Below are 20891 nucleotides of genomic sequence, written 5' to 3'. Positions count from 1 at the left end.
CGCTCAGCTGGATAGGACAGGAGCGGCCGAGCGTCCAGGCAACGGCCCGTCCTCGCCGCGAGAAAGCTGTGCCTGAATGACGGGAAAGGGCAATTCCAGCACGGCGCAACACAGCCTCAGCAGCTCCAGCTCGCGGATTCGTAAGGCTTGATCCGCCTCCACCAGGCGGATCAAGCCTTCCAGTACCAGGGTCCGCGCCTCAACGCCCAACCGGCCCAGGCCCATCAGGGCCACTTCGAGCGCGGGTAGCCAGGCCAGTGGCGGCTGGTAGGCACAGTGCAGTCCGGGAAAGGTGGTTGCCACGGCCAGGAGGAAGGCGCGCCGCGCCGCCAGGACGCTCTCGTGGGTCTGCTCGGCAGCGACCGCGTAAAGAGTGAGCACCGCCGTCCGCTCCTGGGCCAGGGTACGCCGCCCTGCAGGCTGCTGGCGTCCGGGCGCCAGGCTGCCGATCAGCTGGCGCTGGATGATCCGGGCGAGGCAATAGCGGGACAGATCCAGCTCCGCGGATCGCAGCTGCGTCTTGAGCGCGACCAGCAAGGCACGCAAGGCAGGCCGGGGCAACTGCCGGATGGCCGGAAAGGTCAGCTGGGCCAGCGGCAGGTGCAGCGCCGTGTCCAGGCTATCCACCCAGCGTCGCCCCTCCCCTGCAGCAGTCGGCGCGGAGGCACCGGCCAGGGCCAGCAGCACCTCGGCGGCCTGTTGCGGGTCTTGCAGGAAGAGGTACAGCGCTGGCGGGATGTCCGCCAGGCGCTCGTCGGCCATCGCGGGCGGGGCTGTTGGTTGACTCGCGGTCGGTTGTGCCGGCGCGGGTGGCGGACTGCCGGCGACATAGGCCACGCCCGTGGGCAGCAGCGCCTCCGCCCGCAGGCGCTCCAGCTGCCATTCGTCGAACCCCGGTTCGAGTTGCTGGATGCGTTCCAGGACCGGTGGATGGGTGGCGAACCAGGACGCGCCGGAGTCGCCCAGCACCATGTGGGCGACGCTGCGCGCCCGGCGATGATAGAGCCGCCCCTGCAGCGGATGGGCGGCGATCTTTTTCAAGGCATCGGCCAGCCCCTGGGGATGGCGGGTGAACTGCACGGCGGAGGCATCCGCCAGGCGCTCGCGCGAGCGCGTCGCCGCGGCCTGGATCAGATTGGCGAAGAACAGTCCGCAGCCGCCGATCGCCAGCAGCACGGTGCCCAGCAACCAGCCCAGCAGATGGTTGCCGTCGACCCGGGTGGTGGTCGAGGTGCGATCGGAAAACAGCTCCTGTCCCAGGTCGGCGATCAGGCTGATGCCATGCAGCCAGCCCAGCAGGCGCAGATTCAGGCGCATGTCGCCATTGAGCAGATGACTGAATTCGTGGGCGACCACGCCCTGCAACTCGTCCCTGTTCAGCTGCTGCAGGGCGCCGCGGGTCAGGCACAGGCTCGCATCGGCCGGCCCATAGCCACTGATGAAGGCATTGATGGCCGGTTCGTCCGGCAGCAGATACAGGCGCGGCACCGGTACGCCGGCGGCCAGCGCCATCTCCGCCACCACGTTGTGCAACTGGCGGGTCCGGGGATTGGCCTGATCGTCCAGCGGCACCGCGCCCAAGCGCCTGACCACCGCCTCTCCACCCTGACGGGCGAGTTGCCGGACCTTCCAGAAGGACGCTCCGGTGATGACGCCGACAAAGACCAAACCGCTCTTGACCAGCGTTGGCCCGCGTCCGCCCAGGTAGTCGACGACCTCCCGCGGCAAGAACACCAGGGCCAGTCCGGCACTGGCCAGCGCCATGAGCAGCACCACCAGAGCCAGCAAGGCGAGACACAGCCGGGTGCGCCGACGCGCCGCGGCCTGGTCGTCGAGAAAGCGCACGAACTCAGCTCAGGCTGATTCGCGGCACCTGGCGCGCGGCCCCATCCGGCAGCGCCAAGGGCTGCGCCAGGCGAAAGCCGAAGCGGCTGGCGAGCAGCGATCCGGGAAAGGTCTCGCAGCGATTGTTGTAGTCCATCACCGCATCGTTATGGGCCTGACGCGCGTAGGCCAGCCGATTTTCCGTGGAGCTCAGCTCTTCCATCAACTGGATCACCGTCTCGTTGGCCTTGAGCTCCGGATAGGCTTCGCTCACGGCGAACAGCCGCCCGAGAGCGATGCCGAGCCCCTGCTCGCCCTGCTCCAGGGCATGCAGCGCGACGGGATCCTCCGGCCGGGTCTTGGCCTGATGCAGACCGGATTGCGCCTGCTGGCGCGCCACCATCACCGCCTGCAAGGTCTCGCGCTCGTGCTGCAGATAGCCCTTCACCGCCTCCACCAGATTGGGGATGAGGTCGTGTCGGCGAGTGAGCTGGACATCGATCTGGGCGAAGGCATTGCGATAGGCGTTACGCGCCGTGACCAGGGCGTTGTAGAGGCTGATCGCGAACAGACCGATGGCGACCAGGGCAGCCAGCAGGAGCAGCAATTTCATCGAATCGTCCTTGAAGGTGGTGAGAGTGCCAGTCTAGGAGCAAGCCGCGCCGATCGCTGTTCAGCGCGACGGATGCGGCGGTTGGGGGGATGACTGGCGGAGCATGGGCCGACCATCGCTGCTCAGGGGGAGGATGGCGCGCCCGTGTCGGTCGGCTGCCGTGGCGCCGAATCCCCCTTGCGGCTGTGCTGCACCTCCACCAGCAGGGCGTCACGCTCCTGGCGCATCTGGGCGAGACTGGTCTGGGCTCGGGTCAGCTCTTCCTGCAGCCGCTGGGCCTGGGCCTCGGAGGCGCGCAATTCCCGATTCTGCGCGCGCAGCCCGGTCACCACCTTGTGCGCCCGGGTGAGCCGCATGACCATGTTGTCCACCTTGAGCTCCAGGGCTTCGCGGTGGGACAGCAGCTCCTCGACGTAGGGGTCGTCGCTTTTTTTCCATTCGGGGTAGTTTTCGTCGTACACCTCCTCCGGTCCCTCGTCGAAGAGGTCGACGTTGCGATTCGCCGCCGGGCCGGGGCTGACGAGAAGAGGTGGCGGCTGGGTATCGGCAGGCGGATTGGCCACCGCCTCGGGGAGGGCCGGCGCCTGCGCCTCGCTGGCCTCCTCGCCCTTGGCCGCGGCGTCGCCGGCGAAGTAGCGCTGCCACAGGAGAAACACCACCAGGGCGATCAGCAGGATGTTGCACAGGGTTATCAGGACGAATCCCCAATCCATCAGCTGTGCATGACTCATCTGCCGCTCCGCTCTCTTCCGGTGATAGGGCCTGGGTGCCGAGCGAGGCCACGCGCCTACCCTGACGGCGGCGCCTCTCTGCAGCTGATTTGAATACAGTTGTCAGCCTAAAGCATTTTCATCAGCCAGGCGGCGCCCGAGTGGGGACGAGTTGTCAGGCACGAGGATGTGCGAGATTTTTCAGCGGGCGGCAGAGGCGCTACAGGCTAGGGCCGCGCGGGAAAATCTGGGCAAAAAAAAGCCCGACGCTGGGCGTCAGGCTTGGCGGCGGGCGATGTTGGGCTTCGCGGGGCTCAACCCAACCTACGGGACGAGGTAGGTTGGGTTGAGACGGCTTTATCGTCGAAGCCCAACAAGCAGCCCAGTCGGCTCTCCTACGCCAGGCTCTTGCTCACCACCTCGTAGACGTCGCTGGACAGCTCGCCGCTGGCCAGGATCCGCTCCAGCTCGGCGCGCATCAGCGCCTGGCGCGCGGGACCGTACTTCTTCCAGCGGGTCAGGGGCGTCAGCAGGCGCGAGGCGATCTGCGGATTGAGCCGATTGAGGGTGATGATCTGATCGGCCAGGAAGCGGTAGCCGCTGCCGTCCTCGGCATGGAAGTTGACCAGATTGCTGTTGGCGAAGGCGCCGATCAGCGCCCGCACCTTGTTGGGGTTTTTCAGGGTGAAGACCGGGTTTTCCATGAGTGCCTGGACGCGGGCCAGGCCGCCCGGCAAGGGGCTGGACGCCTGGACGCTGAGCCAGGTGTCCATCACTAGCGGATCGGCCTTGAACTCCTCGAAGAAACGCGCCAGTACCTCCGCCTTTTCCTGCTCGAAACCGGAGTTGACCAGGGCGCTCAGCGCAGCCAGGCGCTCGGTCATGTTGTCGGCGTGCTCGAATTGCTCCAGAGCGGCGTCGCGCGCCTCCGGCTCTTCCAGCAGCATGAGGTAGCCCAGCGCAGCATTCTGCAGGCTGCGACGCGCGATATGGTCGGCGCTGGCCTGGTAGGGCGTGGCGCGCGATTCCTCCCGAGCGCTGCGATAACGCTGCCAGAGCACGTCGCGCAGGGCCTCGGCGATGGTCCGGCGGGCCTGGCGACGGGCACCGTGGATGGCACCGGGATCAGCCTGCTCGGACAGCTCCACCAGATAGGCCTCGGACGGCAGCGACAGCATCTCGGCGACCATGGCCGGATCGAGGGACTCATCCGCCGCCACGGTGCGCAGGGCCTCCACCAGCCGGGTGTCCAGCGGCTGGCCGGCGATCATCTCCTGCAGCACCTGCACCGCCAGTTGCTGACCGGCGTCCCAGCGATTGAAGCCGTCGCTGTCATGTTGCATGAGGAAGGTCAGCTGCTCACGGCTATAGGGGAAGCTGAGCTTGACCGGGGCGGAGAAGCCGCGCAGCAGCGAAGGCAGCGGGCGCTCGGGCACATCGACGAAGGTGAAGGTCTGCTCGGCCTGGGTGACCGACAGCACCCGGTCGGTACCCTGGGCAGCGGCTTCGCCCTCCAGGCGCAGGGGCAGCTCGCGGCCCTGGCCATCCAGCAGGCCCAACTGGACCGGGATGACGAAGGGCTCCTTGGTCGGCTGGCCTGGGGTGGGTGGGCAGCTCTGGCGGAAGGTCAGGCGATAGGTCTTGGCCGCCGCATCGTACTGCTCGCTGACCGCCAGGCGCGGGGTGCCCGACTGGCTGTACCAGCGCTTGAACTGGCTGAAGTCGGCGCCGTTGGCGTCTTCCAGGGCCTTGATGAAGTCGTCGCAGGTCACCGCCTGGCCATCGTGGCGCTCGAAATAGAGATCGGTGCCCTTGCGGAAGCCGTCCGGGCCCAGCAGGGTGTGCAGCATCCGCACCACCTCGGCGCCCTTCTCGTACACTGTCAGGGTGTAGAAATTGGAGATCTCGATGAAGTGATCCGGACGCACCGGGTGGGCCATAGGGCCGGCGTCTTCGGCGAACTGGTTGGTGCGCAGGAAGGCCACGTCCTCGATGCGCTTGACCGTCGGCGAATTCATGTCGGAGCTGAAGCCGGCATCACGGAACACGGTGAAGCCTTCCTTGAGCGACAGCTGGAACCAGTCGCGGCAGGTCACGCGGTTGCCCGACCAGTTGTGGAAGTATTCGTGGGCGACGATGGCCTCGACGCGCTGGTGGGCGGCGTCGGTGGCGGTGCGCGGGCTGGCCAGCACGGCGCTGGAGTTGAAGATGTTGAGCCCCTTGTTTTCCATGGCGCCCATGTTGAAGTCGTTCACCGCGACGATCATGAAGATGTCCAGATCGTATTCGCGGCCGTAGACCTCCTCGTCCCAGCGCATGGATTTCTTCAGGCTGTCCATGGCGTGCTGCAGCTTGCCGATGTTTTCCGGCTCGACATAGATACGCAGGGCCACGTCGCGGCCACTGCCGGTGCGGTAGCTGTCTTCGACGCACCAGAGGTCACCGGCGACCAGGGCGAACAGGTAGGCCGGCTTGGGGAAGGGATCTTCCCAGGTGGCCCAGTGGCGGCCGCCCTCGGCGTCGCCACTGGCCACGGGGTTGCCGTTGGAGAGCAGGATCGGGTACTTGGCCTTGTCGGCCTCCACCGTGGTGGTGAAGACGCTCATCACGTCCGGCCGATCCAGGTAGTAGGTGATCTTGCGGAAGCCTTCGGCCTCGCACTGGGTGCAGAACATGGTGCCGGAGACGTACAGGCCTTCCAGGGCGGTGTTGCTTTCCGGATGGATGCGCACCGAGGTCTTGAGCACGAAGGCCTCGCCCTGGGGTTGCAGGGTCAGGCTGCCCGCCTCGACCTGGTAGTCGCCGGCGGCCAGGGCCTGGTCGTCCAGGGCCACGGTCAGCAATTCCAGCTCCTCGCCATGCAGCACCAGCGGCGGCAGGCCGGCGCCACGCGCCGGATTACGCTGCAGCCGCAGCTCGGCGTGCACCAGGGTCTGGTCGTCGTGCAGCTCGAATCTGAGGCGGGTTTCCTCGATGAGGTACTCGGGCGCCTGGTAGTCCTTGAGGTAGATGGTCTGGGGCTGGTCGGTGCGCATGGGTTTACATCCTTACTCGGAAACGGACACGGCCAGCTGATAGGCCGTGTACTTGCGAATGTTGATCACGCCGGTGTCGAACATCAGGTATTGACCCTTGATGCCCAGCAGCGTGCCTTCCACCACAGGCGTCTTTTCCAGGTCATGACTGACCACCTTGGTGGGATAGACCGTGACCGGATAATGGATCTCGATGGGCGCCATGTCGACCACCGGCTGGATCGCCTGCAGGCCGAAACGGCCTTGGAGATCGTCCAGGCCCTGGGCGCAGGCATCGAAGATGCGCTCGCGTACCGCCACCAGGTCTTCCGGCGCGGCGACGCCCTTGAGCATGGCGCGCCAGTTGGTGCGGTCGCCCACCTGGCTACGCAACACGTCCTCCACCAGACCGGACTGCTGGCGGGTGGCGACCCTCAGGATCGGCAGCGCCTGGTAGGCGCCCTGGTCGATCCAGCGGGTGGGCAGCTGGGTGGCGCGGGTGATGCCGACCTTGAGGCCCGAGGAATTGGCCAAGTAGACCACGTGGGGCACCATGCAGTGGGCTTCGCCCCACTCCGGCTGGCGGCAGGTGCCGTGCTCGTAGTGACACTTTTCCGGGCTGACGATGCAGCTGTCGCACTGGGCCAGGACGGTGAAGCAGGGATAGCAGTAGCCCTGGCTGAAGCTCTTGCGGGTCTTGCGACCGCAGTGGGTGCAATGGATGGCACCCAGGTATTCGAGGCGCACGCGGCGGCCGATCAGCGGGTTGACCGGCACCTCCCGCTCATCGAGGCGGAAGGCATAGTTGACGGGGTCGGCCAGGGTCACGGCCATCTTGCGCAGGGCGCCACGGCCCAGTTCGGTCATCACGGTAGGAATTTCTCGATCTCTAAAAGACGCGAGGTGCCTCTTCGTCACCGAAGGGCACCTCGTCGGGTAGGGCGTAGTCGATCAGTGAATGGCGTCGGACTTGAACAGGATGTTCTCGATGGGCACCGACTTGGAGGCGCATTCCTGAGGGCCCATGTAACCGGTCCGCTGGTCTTCGGGGAGGTGCTTGGCCTCGTAGGCGATCACTGCCTGAAGACAGAGCTCGACCTGGTCGCGACTGAGCTTGCGGCCGTCCGGCCACTTGCCGATCTCCACGGCCAGCTTCAGGCCCTCGTAGATATCGGGGGTGATGTTTTCCAGCATCTGGGCGAAGGATGTCGACATGGGTCGCTCCGGACTCTAGTGAACCGCCAGTTTACCGGGCTGCCCGCCGCGGTGCACCTGGCCTGGCTCAATGGCGGTCATAGGGTGTGTTTCGGCTCGGGGCCCGGAGTCGCGGTAGGTTGGGTTGAGACGGCTCCATCGTCGAAGCCCAACGGTGGCGATACCGGATTGGGCTGTTGGGCTTCGCTGCGCTCAACCCAACCTACGCGGGTGCGTATGCCGTCGCGTAGAAAACGGCACAGCCTCTTTCTTCGAGTAGTTCGAGGCAAGGGTCGCCTTGGCGGACTGGCACAGCAACGAAAAAGTTTCTCGACCTCAGCGCTCGGCGAACGCCAAGATCACTTTGCCACGGTGTTTCGCTGCTACCAGCCCCCTGTTCGAGGTCCAGAAGACCGCCGGCGTCCAGCGCCTTACGCGTCTGATCCCACGCCGTGTTGCCCAACGTGCAACGCCGCTGAACCCTGGCACCCCGCCGCCATCAGAGCAGGAGGCCTTTTCTGGAGACCCCATGCCTGCCTATCACCCTCTCATCCTCGCCGGTGTCGAACTCTGGCTGCTCGCGGAAAAGGCCATCTACTGGCCGGCGCGCCAGGCGCTGCTGGTGGCGGACATCCATTTCGGCAAGGCCGCGGCGTTTCGGGCACTGGGTCAGCCGGTACCCCACGGCACCACAGCGGGCAATATCGCGCGACTGGACAGCCTGCTGGCGCGCTACGACTGCCGCGAGATCATCTTTCTCGGTGACTTCCTGCACGCGCCGGAATCCCGCGCGCCCCTGACCATGGACACCCTGGAGCGCTGGCGGGAACACCAGGCCCACCTGCGGCTGCTGTTGATCCGCGGCAACCACGACCGCCGCGCGGGGGATCCACCGGCCGCCCTGGGTATCGACGTGGTAGCTGAGCCGCTGGAACTGGACGGCCTGTCGCTGCAGCACGAACCCGATCCCCATCCGCGACTGCCGGTGCTGGCCGGACACATCCATCCGGCGTTTCGCCTGCACGGCCGCGGGCGTCAGGCGCTACGCCTGCCCTGCTTCTGCCTGGAAAACGATGAAGTGTTGATCCTGCCGGCCTTCGGGGACTTCACCGGCGGGCACCTGCTGGCGCCCGATCCGGCGCGACGGATCTTCGTGGTAGGGGATGGCGGTATCTGGCCCCTGCGCTAGGTTCTGTACGAAAAGTGCCTACGCTCGGTGATGCTTCGTTGAAAAAGGCCTGGATCGCCAGCCCGGTCGGAATGCTCATTTACCGCTCGTGAACTCGAGCGCGAGTCCGATCCGCTTCCTCAGCCTATTTCGCCTCGCCTGACCTTCGCTCGTCGACTTTTCGTACAGAACCTAGAACCAGATACCCCGGAGATCAGCCCTCTTCGGTGATCCCGGTGATGGTGATGCCGTGCCGCTCCAACAGGGCTACGGTAGGTTCGTCGTAATCCCGCGGGACCTCGCTGTCATCGTACTCTTCCAGGGCATCGTCGCGGACGATCTGGGCGACCCGCTCCATGTCCGGCTTCTGCTCGGCTTCGGTGGTGACCACCGAGGTGTTGCCGTCAACGTTGCTGTAAGCAATTTTCCACTTCGACATCTCAGGACTCCTCACACGGGAACAAGGCTATCGAGAGATTAGAGGGCCAGACGCCCAGTAATTCGCCCTAACGCGGACGAAAGACGATATCCAGCAATCCGGCCAGGGCACCATCGGCGCAATCGGCCACGGCCAGCGCCTCGCGGGCCTGCTTGAGGTGACTCTGCAACTGGCGTTGAGCATGGTCACGGCCGAGCAGGCTGACCAGAGTGGACTTGTCGCCATCCTTGCCGGCGTCCTTGCCCAGGCCCTTGCCGTCGTCGAGATCGTCGAGCAACTGGAAGGCCAGGCCCAGCTGGCAGGCAAAGACGTGGAAGGCTTCGCGCTGCGTGGCGCTGGTGACCAGGGTGGCACCGGCCATGCCCATGGCCGCGGAGAACAGCGCCCCGGTCTTGAGCTGGTTGGTGAGGGCGATGGCTTCGGCCGGACGCGTCTGGCGACCGTCGTGCAGGTCATGGTACTGGCCGCAGACCAGCCCGGCCGTACCGACCGCATCGGCCAGCTGGCAGACCATCTGGGTCCGGGTTTCCGCCGGCACCCCGGCGAGGCCGGCGACCAGCCGCAGGGCATGACTGAGCAGGGCCACCGCCGCCAGCATGGCGACGTCTTCGCCGAACTCGACATGCAGGGTCGGACGGCCACGGCGCAGGCGCGCATCGTCCATGCAGGGCATGTCGTCGAGGAACAGGGAGGCCGCGTGCACCATTTCCACCGCGCAGCCCAGATCGAGCACGGCTTCGTCGGACTGACCCAGGTCCTCGGCGGCCAGGACCATCAGCAACGGACGCAGTCGCTTGCCCGGGGCCATGACCCCACTGCGGATGGCGGCGGCGACCGGATCGGTCCCGGCCGGCAATAGCTCTGCCAGACGCTCGTCGATACGGGTACGCTGCCATTGCAGCGAAGCGGCAAAATTGTCTGTCGCGTTCGGCACTAATACGGTCGCCATGAGTCGAGATACTCCATATGTGGAACCGACGAACGGTCGCACCTCGGTGGATTAGGTCTTCGCAAAGCGAACCCGTCGTCCCCTACCAGACCACAACGACCGACGAAAGGTCATTCAGGGCGGACTCTAGAAGACATGGTGGATTGGGAACTGGCAAGCCGCAAGAACGATCATCTGGACATCGTGCTGGATCCCCACAAGGCCCGCAGCGCCGTCACCACGGGCTTCGACGCCTATCGCTTCACGCACTGCGCCCTGCCCGAACTGAATCTGGACGAGATCGACCTGGGTACTCGGCTGTTCGATCGCCCCCTGGCCGCGCCCCTGCTGATCAGCTCCATGACCGGCGGGCCAGAGCGGGCCGCGCTGATCAATCGCCATCTCGCCGAAGCGGCCCAGACCCTGGGTATCGCCCTGGCGGTCGGCTCCCAGCGGATCGCCCTGCAGCAGGGTGGCGACCAGGGCCTGACCGGCGAATTGCGGCGCCTGGCGCCGGACGTACCCCTGCTGGCCAACTTCGGTGCCGCCCAGTTGGTGGCCGGTTATGGCCTCGACGAGGCACGCCGCGCTGTGGAGATGATCGAGGCAGACGCCCTGATCGTGCATCTCAATCCCTTGCAGGAAGCCGTGCAGGCCGGTGGCGATCGGACCTGGCATGGCATCCTCGGCGCGCTGGAAAACCTGGTTACACATCTGGCCGTGCCGGTCGTCGTCAAGGAAGTCGGGGCCGGCCTTTCGGGCCGGGTCGCCCGGCAATTGCTGGAAGCAGGCGTGGCGGTGCTGGATGTCGCCGGGGCCGGTGGCACCAGCTGGGCCGCGGTCGAAGCCGAACGCGCCCGTGACGAGCAGCAGCGTGCCATCGCCCGCGCCTTCGCCGACTGGGGCATTCCCACCGCCGAGAGCCTGCGCCAGGTGCGCGCGGCCTGCCCGCAGGCGACGGTGATCGCCTCGGGCGGCATCCGCGACGGCATTGACGCCGCCAAGGCCATCCGCCTCGGCGCGGATCTGGCCGGCCAGGCCGCCGCGGCCCTGCCCGGCGCCACGGAATCCACCGAGGCGGTGATCGCGCATTTCCAGGTGGTGATCGAACAGCTGCGCATCGCCTGCTTCTGCACCGGCTCGGCCGATCTGGCCAGCTTGCGCCAGGCCGAGTTGCTGGACGCCACGCCGCTGCGGTGCCCATAGTGGCCGACACTCGACCGGACGCCGCCATGCATGTCGCCCTGATCTCGCCGCCGCTGCCGAGCCATTTGTCCACCCATCTGGTGCTGGGCGAGGCGCTGGTCGCCCTCGGCCACCGGGTCACCCTGTTGCACCAGGAGGAGGTGGGCGATCGGACGCTCCCAGCGGGTATCCAGTTTCAGGCCATAGGCGCGACCAGCCATCCACGTGGCAGCCTGGGCCCCTTGCTCGCCCGTACCGCCAGCAGCAAGCCCTGGTCGGTGTTCGGTGTGATCGCCGACATGGCACGCAATACCGAATTGTTCTGCCGCGAAGGCCCGACCGTCCTGCGCGACCTGGGTGTCGACTGCCTTATCGCCGACCAGATGGAGCCGGCCGGTGGCCTGCTCGGCGACCACCTGGGCCTGCCCTATGCCTCGCTGGCCTGCGCCGTGCCGATGAATCGCGAGCCCCATCTGCCGCTGCCCACCCTGCCCTTCGCCTATCCCGGCACCGAGCGGGAGCGGCAGATCGTCCAGGGCGCCACCCAGGTGTTCGACCTGATGATGCGTAGCCAGGGCGAGGTCATCCAGCGCCAGGCTCAGGCCTTCGGCCTTGGCGACCGGCGCACCCTCGACGACTGCTTCTCACCGTATCTGCAGTTGAGCCAATGCCTGCCGGGCTTCGACTTTCCGCGCCGCGCACCACCACCGCACTTCCACGAAGTCGGGCCGCTGCGCTCGCCGGCGGTGCGTGAGCAACGGCTGGAACTGGAGATCGATCCGCGCCGACCCTTCGTCTTCGCCTCCTTCGGCACCCTGCAGGGTGGCCGGCTACCGCTGTTCCGCCGCATCGCCCAGGCCAGTCGCCAACTCGGCGTCCAGGTGCTGATCGCTCACTGCGGGCGGCTGGACCCCAGCGCCGAGCGGCGTCTGCTGGACGATGGCGCCACCTGGGTGACCGACTTCGCGCCCCAGGAAGCGGCCATCGCCCGCGCCGATGCGGTCATCACCCATGGCGGCTTCAATACCGTGCTGGACGCCCTGGCGGCCGGCAAACCCATGCTTGCCCTGCCCATGGTCTTCGACCAGCCCGGCATCGCCCGGCGGTTGGAGCGGGTCGGCGCCGGCATCTGCCTGGCGCCGCGCCTGGCCAGCAAGGCACGCCTTACCCAGGCCCTTGGCGCCGTGCTGGCCGATCCCGGCTATCGCCAGGCAGCCGAACGCTTCGTGCCCATTACCCAGGCGGCCGGCGGTATCTCGGCTGCCGCCCGCCTGGTGGATGGCCTGGCCCGAAGAGGGCTCGACCGTGCGTCCTGATCTGTTGATCGTCGGCGGCGGCCTGGCCGGTGGCCTGCTCGCCCTGCACCTGGCGGAGACGCGGCCAGAACTGGATTGGCGCCTGGTGGAAGCCAGCCCACGCCTGGGCGGCAACCATACCTGGTCCTTCCACGAACCGGATCTCACGGTGCCGCAGCATGCCTGGATCGAGCCCCTGGTCGCCCATCGCTGGCCGGGCTACGAGGTGCGCTTCCCCAAGCGGCAGCGACAGCTCGGCAGCGGCTACGCCAGCATCAGCGCCGAACGTTTCCATGAGGTGCTGAGCGCGCGCCTGCCGGCCGAGCGCCTGCTGCTGGGCCGTGAGGTGCTGCGCCTGCAGGACGATGGCGTGGTGTTCGCCGATGGCTACACCCTGGCCGCCGGCGCGGTGATCGACGCCCGCGGCCCACGCTCCGATCCGGCGCTCTGGCTGGGCTATCAGAAATTCCTCGGCCAGGAGGTCCGCCTCACCCGCCCCCATGGCCTGGCCGAACCCATCGTGATGGACGCCACCGTCGATCAGCTGGACGGTTATCGCTTCGTCTACAGCCTGCCGCTGGCCCCCGACCGGCTGCTGATCGAAGACACCTACTACGCCGACGGCGAAAGTCTGCCGGTCGAACGCCTGCGCCAGCATTTGGCCGACTACGCCCGCCAACAGGACTGGCAGATCGCCGAGGTGCTACGCGAGGAACAGGGCGTGCTGCCCATCACCCTGGGCGGCGATCTCGACCGCTACTGGGACAACGTCGCCGCCGGGGCGCCCATCGGCCTGGCCGCGGGCCTGTTCCACCCCACCACCGGTTACTCGCTGCCGGAGGCGGTGCGTCTGGCGGAGCACCTGGCCGCCCAGCCCTTCACCTCCAGTGCCGTGCTGCGCGACACCCTGCGGCACTACGCCCAGGCACGCTGGCGGCAGCAAGGGTTCTTCCGCCTACTCAATCGCATGCTCTTTCTCGCTGGCCGCCCCGAACACCGGGTACGCGTCATGCAAAGGTTCTACGGCCTCGGCGAACCACTGATCCAGCGGTTCTACGCCGGCCGCCTCACCGCCTTCGATCGCCTGCGCATTCTCTCCGGCAAACCGCCGGTACCGCTGAAACCGGCCCTGGATGCCGCGTTGGCGCGTCCCCCTCAGTTCAAGGAAGCACCATGACCCAAGGTAACGGGCCCAAGCGGGCCATCGTCATCGGCGCCGGCTTTGGCGGTATCGCCCTGGCGATCCGCCTGCAGTCGGCCGGCATCGCCACCACCCTCATCGAGGGTCGCGACAAGCCCGGCGGTCGTGCCTATGTCTATGAAGACGCCGGCTTCACCTTCGATGCCGGCCCCACCGTCATCACCGATCCGTCGGCGCTGGAAGAGCTGTTCGCCCTGAGCGGCCGGCGGATGAGCGACTATGTGGAGCTCCTCCCGGTCAGCCCTTTCTACCAACTGTGTTGGGAAGACGGCACCCGCTTCGACTACGTCAACGACCAGGCCCGTCTGGACGAGCAGATCCGTGCCCTGGAACCGGACGACGTGGCTGGCTACCAGCGCTTTCTGGCCTATTCCCAAGCGGTGTTCGAAGAGGGCTACCTCCGTCTCGGCGCCAAGCCCTTCCTCAAGGTCGGCGACATGCTCGCCGCTGGCCCCAAGCTGGCCCAGCTCACCGCCTGGCGCAGCGTCTACACCCAGGTGTCGCGCTTCGTGAAGAGCGAGAAGCTGCGCCAGGCGCTGTCCTTTCACACCCTGCTGGTGGGCGGCAATCCCTTCGCCACCTCCTCGATCTATGCTCTGATCCATGCACTGGAGCGCAAGTGGGGCGTCTGGTTCGCCAAGGGCGGTACCCATCAGTTGGTCCTGGGTCTGCTGAAACTCTTTAGCGACCTCGGTGGCGAGCTGCGGCTGAATGCGCCGGTGGAACGCATCCTCACCGAAGGCAATCGCGCCACTGGCGTCTGCCTGGCCGATGGCAGCCAGATCCCGGCCGACCTAGTGGCCTCCAACGCCGACGTGGTGCACACCTATCGCAAGCTGCTCGGTCACCACACCCATGGCGTGGTCGAGAGCAACCGCCTCAAGCGCAAGAGACACAGCATGTCGCTGTTCGTCATCCACTTCGGCCTGAGCCAGCCGCCGGTGGGTCTCGAACACCACATGGTCTGTTTCGGCCAGCGTTATCGCGGTCTGATCGACGAATTGTTCAAGGGCCCGGGCGTCCCGGACGATTTCTCGCTCTACCTGCATTCGCCCTGCGTCACCGACCCCTCGCTGGCGCCACCCGGCCAGAGCGCCCACTACGTGCTGGCGCCGGTGCCTCACCTGGGCAATGCCGACGTCGACTGGAGCGTGGAAGGCCCACGCCTACGCGACAAGATCCTCGCCTATCTGGAAGAGCGCTACATGCCGGGCCTGCGAGCCAATCTGGTCACTTCGCGCATCTTCACTCCAGCCGACTTCCGTCAGGAGCTCAATGCCCACGTCGGCTCGGCCTTCTCCCTGGAGCCCATCCTCACCCAGAGCGCCTGGTTCCGCCCGCACAATCGCGATAAGGTCATTCCCAACCTCTACCTGGTCGGCGCGGGCACCCATCCCGGCGCCGGCGTTCCGGGCGTGGTGGGTTCGGCCAAGGCCACCGCCAGCGTCATCCTCGAGGAGCACGGTTAGCCATGACTGCCACCCATGACGTCGTCGACCACGCCGAGCAGAGCATCGCCGTCGGCTCCAAGAGCTTTGCCGCGGCCGCCAAGCTGTTCGCACCCGAGACCCGCGAGAGCGCCGTGCTGCTCTATGCCTGGTGCCGCCATTGCGACGATGTCATCGACGGCCAGGAGCTGGGCCACGGCCAGGTCGAGGGCGACCGCCGTGGCGGTCGGGAACGCCTGGCCGAGCTGGAACGGCTGACCCGCGCCGCCTATGGCGATGAGCTCCTGCAGGATCCGGCCTTCGCCGCCTTCCAGCGAGTCGTCAAGCGCCATGGCATCCCCCTGGCCCTGCCGCTGGACCACCTGGCCGGTTTTCGCATGGACGTCGAGGAGCGCGTCTATGTGGAGCTGGAAGACACCCTGGAGTACTGCTACCACGTCGCCGGCGTGGTCGGAGTGATGATGGCACGCATCATGGGCGCCGAAGACGAGGAGACCCTGGATCGCGCCTGTGACCTGGGCATGGCCTTCCAGCTCACCAACATCGCCCGCGACATCGTCGAGGACGCCCGCATCGGCCGCATCTACCTGCCACGGTTGTGGCTCGACGAGCTCGGCGTACCGGCCGAAGAGCTGGCCGACCCCCGCCATCGCGCAGCGGTCGCCCAATTGGCCGAGCGGCTGGTGCGCCTGGCCGAGCCCTACTACGATTCGGCGCGCCAGGGCCTCGCCGCCCTGCCCCTGCGCTCGGCCTGGGCCATCGCCACCGCCCGTGGCGTCTATCGCGAGATCGGCGTGCAGGTGCTGCACCTGGGCGCCCATGCCTGGGACCAACGCGTCAGCACCAGCACCGCCGACAAGCTGCGCCTGGTCTGCCGCGGCGCCGCGCGCGCCATGCTCTCCCGGCACCAGCGCGACGAGCCGCGCCCGGCCATGCTCTGGACCCGACCGCGCCGCTGACGCCAGCGATTACGCTTCGGTCACATTTGCGTGCATCTCAGGGATGCCCAACAGCAAACTTTTATGCGATAAACGGGTCGGATTAAAGCGACCCCTCGCGGGCCGCGGATGGATGGATGCCTGAGCCAGAGCGCTGCATCCGGTAGTCAGCCTACGAGTATGGGATTTGCACATGCACAAGACGGAAACGGCTGTTTCACACGATCGCTTCGCTGCCTCCTCGTCACTACTTGCCCTTGGCCTTTCCGCTAACGCGCAGTCCGGTTACAAGCCAGAATTCTTCAACGCCACCCAGTGGCGTACCCTGGTCGCCCTGTGCGCTCATCTGCAGGCCGACAGCCAGCAGGCCGATGCCCGCCTGCCCGAATTCATCGATCGCCACATGTTGACCCCCTACGCCCATGGCGACCGCTCCAACATCGTCGATCCCTTCGACGAACAGGCGCAGGTCCAGCAGGGCGCCAATCTGCGCGACCTGCTGCGTGACGGTCTGGCCGTGGTGGATAGCTATTGCACCGAGCGGCTGGGTGCTGGTTTCGCCGAGCTGGCGGCTGGCGAGCAGGCCCAGGTGGTCACCGCCGCCGAAGCGGGGACCCTCAATCCGCCGGCCAAGGAATTCATCGATCTGCTGCGCAACGAGAGCGAGCGCAGCCAGTACGCCCATTCGCTGTTCGCCGCTTACGACGACACCCCAGCCGTCGCCTGACCCCGGTTAGCGCCTCCCAGGAGGCGCTTCCGCTCCCGCCTAGTCCACGCCTTCCTGCACCTGATCCCGGGCCTTGCGCTCACGCGAGGAATCCAGGGCGCCGCCGTGTATCTCACGCAACTGCTGTTTGAGCTGCTGGGTGGTTGGCGCCAACAGGAAGCCGAAGGACACGCAGCCGTCCTTGCCGTCCACCGCATGGTGCATGCGGTGCGCCTGATAGAGCCGCTTCAGATAGCCAGTGCGCGGCACGTAGCGGAACGGCCAACGCTGGTGCACCAGCCCATCGTGGGCGATGAAATACAGCAGTCCGTAGAGGGTCATGCCGGCCCCTATCCACTGCAGGCGCCAGTAACCGGCATTGCCCAGGGCGATCAGCAGGATGGCGAGGCCGGCGAAAACAACCGCATAGAGATCGTTCTTTTCGAACCAGCCCGTGCGTGGGCGGTGGTGGGATTCATGCCAGCCCCACCCCCAGCCGTGCATGATGTACTTGTGCGACCACCAGGCGAAGGCTTCCATGCCAGCCACCGTGGCCAGCACGATTCCCGCATTGATCAGTAGCTCCAACGTTACCTCCGCACCCACCTGCTCAGGACGTCGCGACCGGCTCGGCCAGCGAGCCGGCGGTCTCGCCCAGCAGGGGCGAATCCACTGGTAGATAGACCTGCAGGATACCCGGACGCACCTCGAATCTCACCCGGTCGCGCTTGACCGGTTCGCCATCGAGGTTCATGTCCAGACCTTCGGCGGCTTCCAGCTCCACCCAGGGCAGGCGTGCGCGGATAAACATCTCTTCGGTGCTGAAGCCCTTGCTGAGGAATTCGCCGAGGGTACCGAGCACGTCCTGGGACGCTGGCAGGATGCCTACGTCGAGCAGGCCATCGTTGACCACGGCGGTGGGACAGAGCACATGGCCACCGCCCGCCTGACGACCATTGCCGATGCCCAGGGCGAGGAATTCACCCTCCCACTCGAAACCCGGCCCGCGGAAATGGCCGTGGGCCGAATGCACCTCGGCGAAGCGGGTCAGGCCGGTGAGCAGATAGGCCGCCCCGCCCAGCAGGCGCTTGAGTTCACCCGGGGTGTTGGCGGTGACCTGGGAGCCGAAGCCACCGGTGGCCATGTTGAGGAACAGTTGACCATCCGCCGCGACCAGGTCGATGGCGCTGGTCGGGCCGTCCAGCAGCGCCAGGGCCGCCGCGGGTTCTACCGGCACCCCCGCTGCGCGGGCGAAGTCGTTGGCGGTGCCCAGCGGCAGCAGACCGAGGCGCGCCTGGCTGTGGTTCTGGGCCATGGCTTCGGCCACGGCGCGCAGGGTGCCGTCGCCACCGGCCGCGACCAGGATGCCATAGCCCTCTCGGGTCGCCTGCTCGACGAAGCGCGCCGCATCGTCTTCTTCCCAGGTTACCCGCACATCGATGCGATGACCGGCGGCACGCCGTTCGAGAATGGCCTCTCGAACGTCCTCATTACCGGTTTCCTTGCCATTGAGAATGACCAGGGCTGCGTCAGCCAGGGTGCCTGTCGTCGTCATGTCTGTCGTCCAAGGTTGGCGCTGTGCGGCGAGATGCCGCGTCAGGTACCGGGCAGAGCCCGGCGTGCGATTCTGGAGACTAGGACTGTGGCCCAACGGCCACGTTCAGTCCTGACGATCGGTTGGCTAGGCCTTGAGCAATTCCGCGAGGGGAATGAAGCGCACCAAGTCACCGACGGCGAAGGTGCGGTCCTCGCGGATCTCCACCAGACCATGGGCCCAGGCCGCGGTTTGCAGCACATTGGAGCCCTGGTTGCGATGGGGCACCGCCCGGCCATTCTCCAGGCGCGCGCGCTGGTATTCACGGCGCGCCCCGGCTCGCGGCCAGTCGAAACCCGCCGGTACCTCGACGCTCAGCGGCGCCACGTCGATCTTGCCGGCCCGGCGCAGCAGATAGGGCCGCGCCAGCAGGCCGAAGGTCACCAGGGTCGAGGCGGGATTGCCCGGCAGGCCGATCAGCGGGATACCGCGGAAACGCCCACAGGTCAGCGGCTTGCCCGGCTTGAGCGCCAGCTTCCACAGGGTCAGCTCGCCCTCTTCGCGCAGTGCCTGGCCCAGATAGTCGGCCTCCCCCACCGAGACACCGCCGGTGGACAGGATCAGATCGGCCTGCAGCGCGCCGAGCCGCTGGCGGGTCTCGGCGAGGTCGTCCGGCAGGATGCCCTGGTCCGAAACCTCGCAGCCCAGCCGCCGCAGCCAGCTGATGAGCAGGGCACGATTGCTGTTGTAGATCTGCCCCGGTCCCAGGGGCTGCCCGGGCGCCACGAGTTCATCGCCGGTGGACAGGACCGCGACCTTGGGGCGGCGAAAGACGTCCAGCCGGGCACGCCCGAGGGAGGCCGCGACGCCCAGTTCGACCGGGCCCAGGGCCGTGCCGGCTGACAGGACCTCGTCCCCCACCTTGACCTCGTTGCCGCGGCGGCGGATGTTGCGCCCCGCTCGCAGTTGCTCGACGAAACGGACCCGACCGTCGTCCAGCACCTCGGTGTTCTCCTGCATTTCCACGCAGTCGGCACCCGCCGGCACCGGCGCGCCGGTAAAGATGCGCGCACAGGTGCCTGGCTCCAGCGGCGCCGGTGCCTGGCCGGCGAAGATACGCTGGGAAACCCGCAGCGGCTCGCCCTGCCAGTCATCCAGGCGCAAGGCATAGCCGTCCATGGCACTGTTGTCCCAGGGCGGCAGGTCCAGGTCGGCGATCAGCGGAGCGGCCAGGATGCGCCCGTCGGCGTCTTCCAGGGCGACGCGCTCCTGGGGCAAGGGACCGTCTTCGGCGGCCATGGCCAGCAACCGCGCCAGGGCCTCTTCCAGCGATAGCAGGCTCATCCGCGCGGCCCGCAGGGTTCGGCCTGCTTCAGATGCGGCACGAAATTGCAGGGGCGATGACGGTTGTCCAGCTGCTCGGCGAGGATGCCGTCCCAGGCGGTGCGGCAGGCATTGGTCGAACCGGGCAGGCAGCAGACCAGGGTGCCGTTGGCCAGACCGGCCAGGGCACGGGACTGCACGGTGGAGGTGCCGATGTCGGCCACGGAGATCTGGCGGAACAGCTCGCCGAAGCCGTCCACCTGCTTGTCTAGCAGGCAGGCCACGGCTTCCGGGGTGCTGTCGCGACCGGTGAAGCCGGTGCCACCGGTGATGAGCACCACCTGCACCTGGTCTTCGGCGATCCAGTGGGCGACCTGGGCGCGGATCCGGTAGAGGTCATCCTTGAGCAGCACGCGGTCGGCGAGGAAGTGGCCGGCGGCCTGCAGGCGGTCGACGAACAGCTGACCCGAGGTATCGGTCTCGAAGGTGCGGGTGTCACTGACCGTGAGGACGGCAACGTTCAGCGGTACGAAAACCGCCTCGGCTTTATGGCTCATCTGCTTGGGTTTCCGAAGAGTGCGAAAGAAAGGGTGCAGCGGAAGACCGCTGGACGGGCAGCGGGTTTCCCGTGGGTGAGGTGACCAGGGGTGGCCAGGAGGCGAGCGCTCCGGCAGGGAGGCTCGCTGTCGGCCACCAGGGTCAGGGAAGACATCCGCGCGGGCTGCATAGCGACAGCCTAGAGGAAAAGCCGACGCCCCTTCAACCCGCAGGGGCGCGACCGGCCATGGCTAGCGCTGGCGCTGTTCGCCCTCGGCATGGCTGTCCCACTTGATGGGTCGCGGATCGGCGATGTCGTTGGCGTCCTGGCTGAAGCGACCATATTGCGGCGCGATATCCGGGTCCTCTTCCCAGGTCGCCTGCTGGGTGAAGGTGCCGGCCTTGCGATCGAAGGTGAGGAAGTGCCGGGCCGTCTTGCCACCCCAGTCCGCAGACGGCAGCGAGATGAAATCCACCTGGTACTTATCGTCGGTCAGTTGGCCATGCACCACGTAGACGCCATAGTGCTCCTCGCCCGGCGAGATGATCTTGTAGACGCCATTGCTGTAGTAATAGAGGGTGGCGTCGGGATAGGGCTTCTTCTCGTAGAGCTTTTCGTAGAACAGCTTCTGCCGGATGGTCGGCTTGCCGAAGGTGACCTTGATCGAGGGCGGTTCGCCACCGCCTGCGCCAAAGGCGGGCAAGGCCGCCAGGGCCAGGGCGGAAAGCAGCATCGTCTTCATCGTTTCCAAACTCCTTCTGGGCAGGGACTCCCCTCCACCAGGCGGAGGGGGTCAAAGGTGTCTAGTACGCCCCTTTGCAGGACACGCCCGA

General features: G+C 66.9%; 20 protein-coding genes. 7 read left to right on the top strand and 13 right to left on the bottom strand.

Annotated features, from left to right (window positions below; translation table 11 throughout):
• Positions 1-3: 3 nt before the first annotated feature.
• The 6 genes from FEZ61_RS01550 to FEZ61_RS01525 all read right to left on the bottom strand — a co-directional run bounded on the left by FEZ61_RS01550 (position 4) and on the right by FEZ61_RS01525 (position 7376).
• The gene (locus FEZ61_RS01550) at positions 4-1845 is read right to left on the bottom strand and encodes a M48 family metallopeptidase (protein WP_173146860.1); all 1842 of its coding nucleotides are present in this window, start codon (positions 1843-1845) and stop codon (positions 4-6) included.
• A gap of 4 nt (positions 1846-1849) precedes the next feature.
• Positions 1850-2437, bottom strand: a complete 588-nt coding sequence (locus tag FEZ61_RS01545) for a LemA family protein (RefSeq protein ID WP_064307230.1) — start codon at positions 2435-2437, stop codon at positions 1850-1852.
• Positions 2438-2559: 122 nt separating this feature from the next.
• Positions 2560-3168 carry a hypothetical protein gene (locus FEZ61_RS01540; RefSeq protein WP_173146858.1) on the bottom strand — a complete coding sequence of 203 codons (609 nt, stop codon included), beginning with the start codon at positions 3166-3168 and terminating at the stop codon, positions 2560-2562.
• 374 nt (positions 3169-3542) lie between these two features.
• Positions 3543-6182, bottom strand: coding sequence for an aminopeptidase N (gene pepN, locus FEZ61_RS01535; protein WP_173146856.1), 2640 nt, complete (start codon positions 6180-6182; stop codon positions 3543-3545).
• Positions 6183-6194: 12 nt separating this feature from the next.
• Positions 6195-7028 carry a DUF2797 domain-containing protein gene (locus tag FEZ61_RS01530; protein WP_064307233.1) on the bottom strand — a complete coding sequence of 278 codons (834 nt, stop codon included), beginning with the start codon at positions 7026-7028 and terminating at the stop codon, positions 6195-6197.
• Between the two features lie 84 nt (positions 7029-7112).
• Positions 7113-7376: a DUF1315 family protein gene (locus FEZ61_RS01525; RefSeq protein ID WP_007162881.1), complete on the bottom strand. Its 264-nt coding sequence runs from the start codon at positions 7374-7376 to the stop codon at positions 7113-7115.
• Positions 7377-7884: 508 nt separating this feature from the next.
• Between FEZ61_RS01525 and pdeM the strand changes: the two genes are divergently transcribed.
• Positions 7885-8544: a ligase-associated DNA damage response endonuclease PdeM gene (pdeM, locus tag FEZ61_RS01520; RefSeq protein ID WP_017641805.1), complete on the top strand. Its 660-nt coding sequence runs from the start codon at positions 7885-7887 to the stop codon at positions 8542-8544.
• A gap of 193 nt (positions 8545-8737) precedes the next feature.
• Here the strand turns inward: pdeM and FEZ61_RS01515 are convergent, their stop codons facing one another.
• Both FEZ61_RS01515 and FEZ61_RS01510 read right to left on the bottom strand, forming a co-directional pair.
• Positions 8738-8962: a hypothetical protein gene (locus FEZ61_RS01515; RefSeq protein ID WP_017641806.1), complete on the bottom strand. Its 225-nt coding sequence runs from the start codon at positions 8960-8962 to the stop codon at positions 8738-8740.
• A 67-nt stretch (positions 8963-9029) separates the two neighbouring features.
• Entirely contained in the window at positions 9030-9911 is an 882-nt protein-coding gene (locus FEZ61_RS01510) for a polyprenyl synthetase family protein (protein ID WP_173146854.1), read from the bottom strand.
• A 135-nt stretch (positions 9912-10046) separates the two neighbouring features.
• Between FEZ61_RS01510 and fni the strand changes: the two genes are divergently transcribed.
• From fni to FEZ61_RS01480, 6 genes are all read left to right on the top strand, one after another.
• A complete protein-coding gene (gene fni / locus FEZ61_RS01505; RefSeq protein ID WP_017641808.1) occupies positions 10047-11096 on the top strand; it encodes a type 2 isopentenyl-diphosphate Delta-isomerase in 1050 nt (349 codons plus the stop codon).
• A 26-nt stretch (positions 11097-11122) separates the two neighbouring features.
• Positions 11123-12391, top strand: coding sequence for a glycosyltransferase (locus FEZ61_RS01500; RefSeq protein WP_178121236.1), 1269 nt, complete (start codon positions 11123-11125; stop codon positions 12389-12391).
• Positions 12354-13547: a lycopene beta-cyclase CrtY gene (gene crtY, locus FEZ61_RS01495; protein WP_173146850.1), complete on the top strand. Its 1194-nt coding sequence runs from the start codon at positions 12354-12356 to the stop codon at positions 13545-13547. The genes FEZ61_RS01500 and crtY overlap by 38 nt, the downstream gene beginning before the upstream one ends.
• Positions 13544-15040, top strand: a complete 1497-nt coding sequence (locus FEZ61_RS01490) for a phytoene desaturase (protein ID WP_064308033.1) — start codon at positions 13544-13546, stop codon at positions 15038-15040. Before crtY ends, FEZ61_RS01490 begins: the two co-directional genes overlap by 4 nt.
• 2 nt (positions 15041-15042) lie before the next feature.
• A complete protein-coding gene (locus FEZ61_RS01485; protein WP_064308032.1) occupies positions 15043-15978 on the top strand; it encodes a phytoene/squalene synthase family protein in 936 nt (311 codons plus the stop codon).
• 172 nt (positions 15979-16150) lie between these two features.
• On the top strand, positions 16151-16684 hold the full coding sequence (locus FEZ61_RS01480; RefSeq protein WP_064308031.1) for a gluconate 2-dehydrogenase subunit 3 family protein: 534 nt from the start codon (positions 16151-16153) through the stop codon (positions 16682-16684).
• Positions 16685-16723: 39 nt separating this feature from the next.
• Here the strand turns inward: FEZ61_RS01480 and FEZ61_RS01475 are convergent, their stop codons facing one another.
• From FEZ61_RS01475 to FEZ61_RS01455, 5 genes are all read right to left on the bottom strand, one after another.
• The gene (locus tag FEZ61_RS01475) at positions 16724-17251 is read right to left on the bottom strand and encodes a sterol desaturase family protein (RefSeq protein WP_017641814.1); all 528 of its coding nucleotides are present in this window, start codon (positions 17249-17251) and stop codon (positions 16724-16726) included.
• Positions 17252-17273: 22 nt separating this feature from the next.
• Positions 17274-18218 (bottom strand): lipid kinase YegS, encoded by a 945-nt coding sequence (yegS, locus tag FEZ61_RS01470; protein ID WP_017641815.1) that lies wholly within the window; start codon positions 18216-18218, stop codon positions 17274-17276.
• A 126-nt stretch (positions 18219-18344) separates the two neighbouring features.
• The gene (gene glp / locus FEZ61_RS01465) at positions 18345-19541 is read right to left on the bottom strand and encodes a gephyrin-like molybdotransferase Glp (RefSeq protein WP_017641816.1); all 1197 of its coding nucleotides are present in this window, start codon (positions 19539-19541) and stop codon (positions 18345-18347) included.
• A complete protein-coding gene (gene moaB, locus FEZ61_RS01460; protein ID WP_017641817.1) occupies positions 19538-20077 on the bottom strand; it encodes a molybdenum cofactor biosynthesis protein B in 540 nt (179 codons plus the stop codon). The genes glp and moaB overlap by 4 nt, the downstream gene beginning before the upstream one ends.
• A gap of 231 nt (positions 20078-20308) precedes the next feature.
• The gene (locus tag FEZ61_RS01455; protein WP_017641818.1) at positions 20309-20800 is read right to left on the bottom strand and encodes a hypothetical protein; all 492 of its coding nucleotides are present in this window, start codon (positions 20798-20800) and stop codon (positions 20309-20311) included.
• Between the last annotated feature and the right edge of the window lie 91 nt (positions 20801-20891).

The organism is Pseudomonas sp. MS15a(2019) (assembly GCF_013277805.1).
Classification (GTDB): domain Bacteria; phylum Pseudomonadota; class Gammaproteobacteria; order Pseudomonadales; family Pseudomonadaceae; genus Chryseomonas; species Chryseomonas benzopyrenica.
The sequence above is the reverse complement of the archived record's forward strand: the minus strand, read 5'-3'. Positions and strand labels throughout refer to the sequence as shown.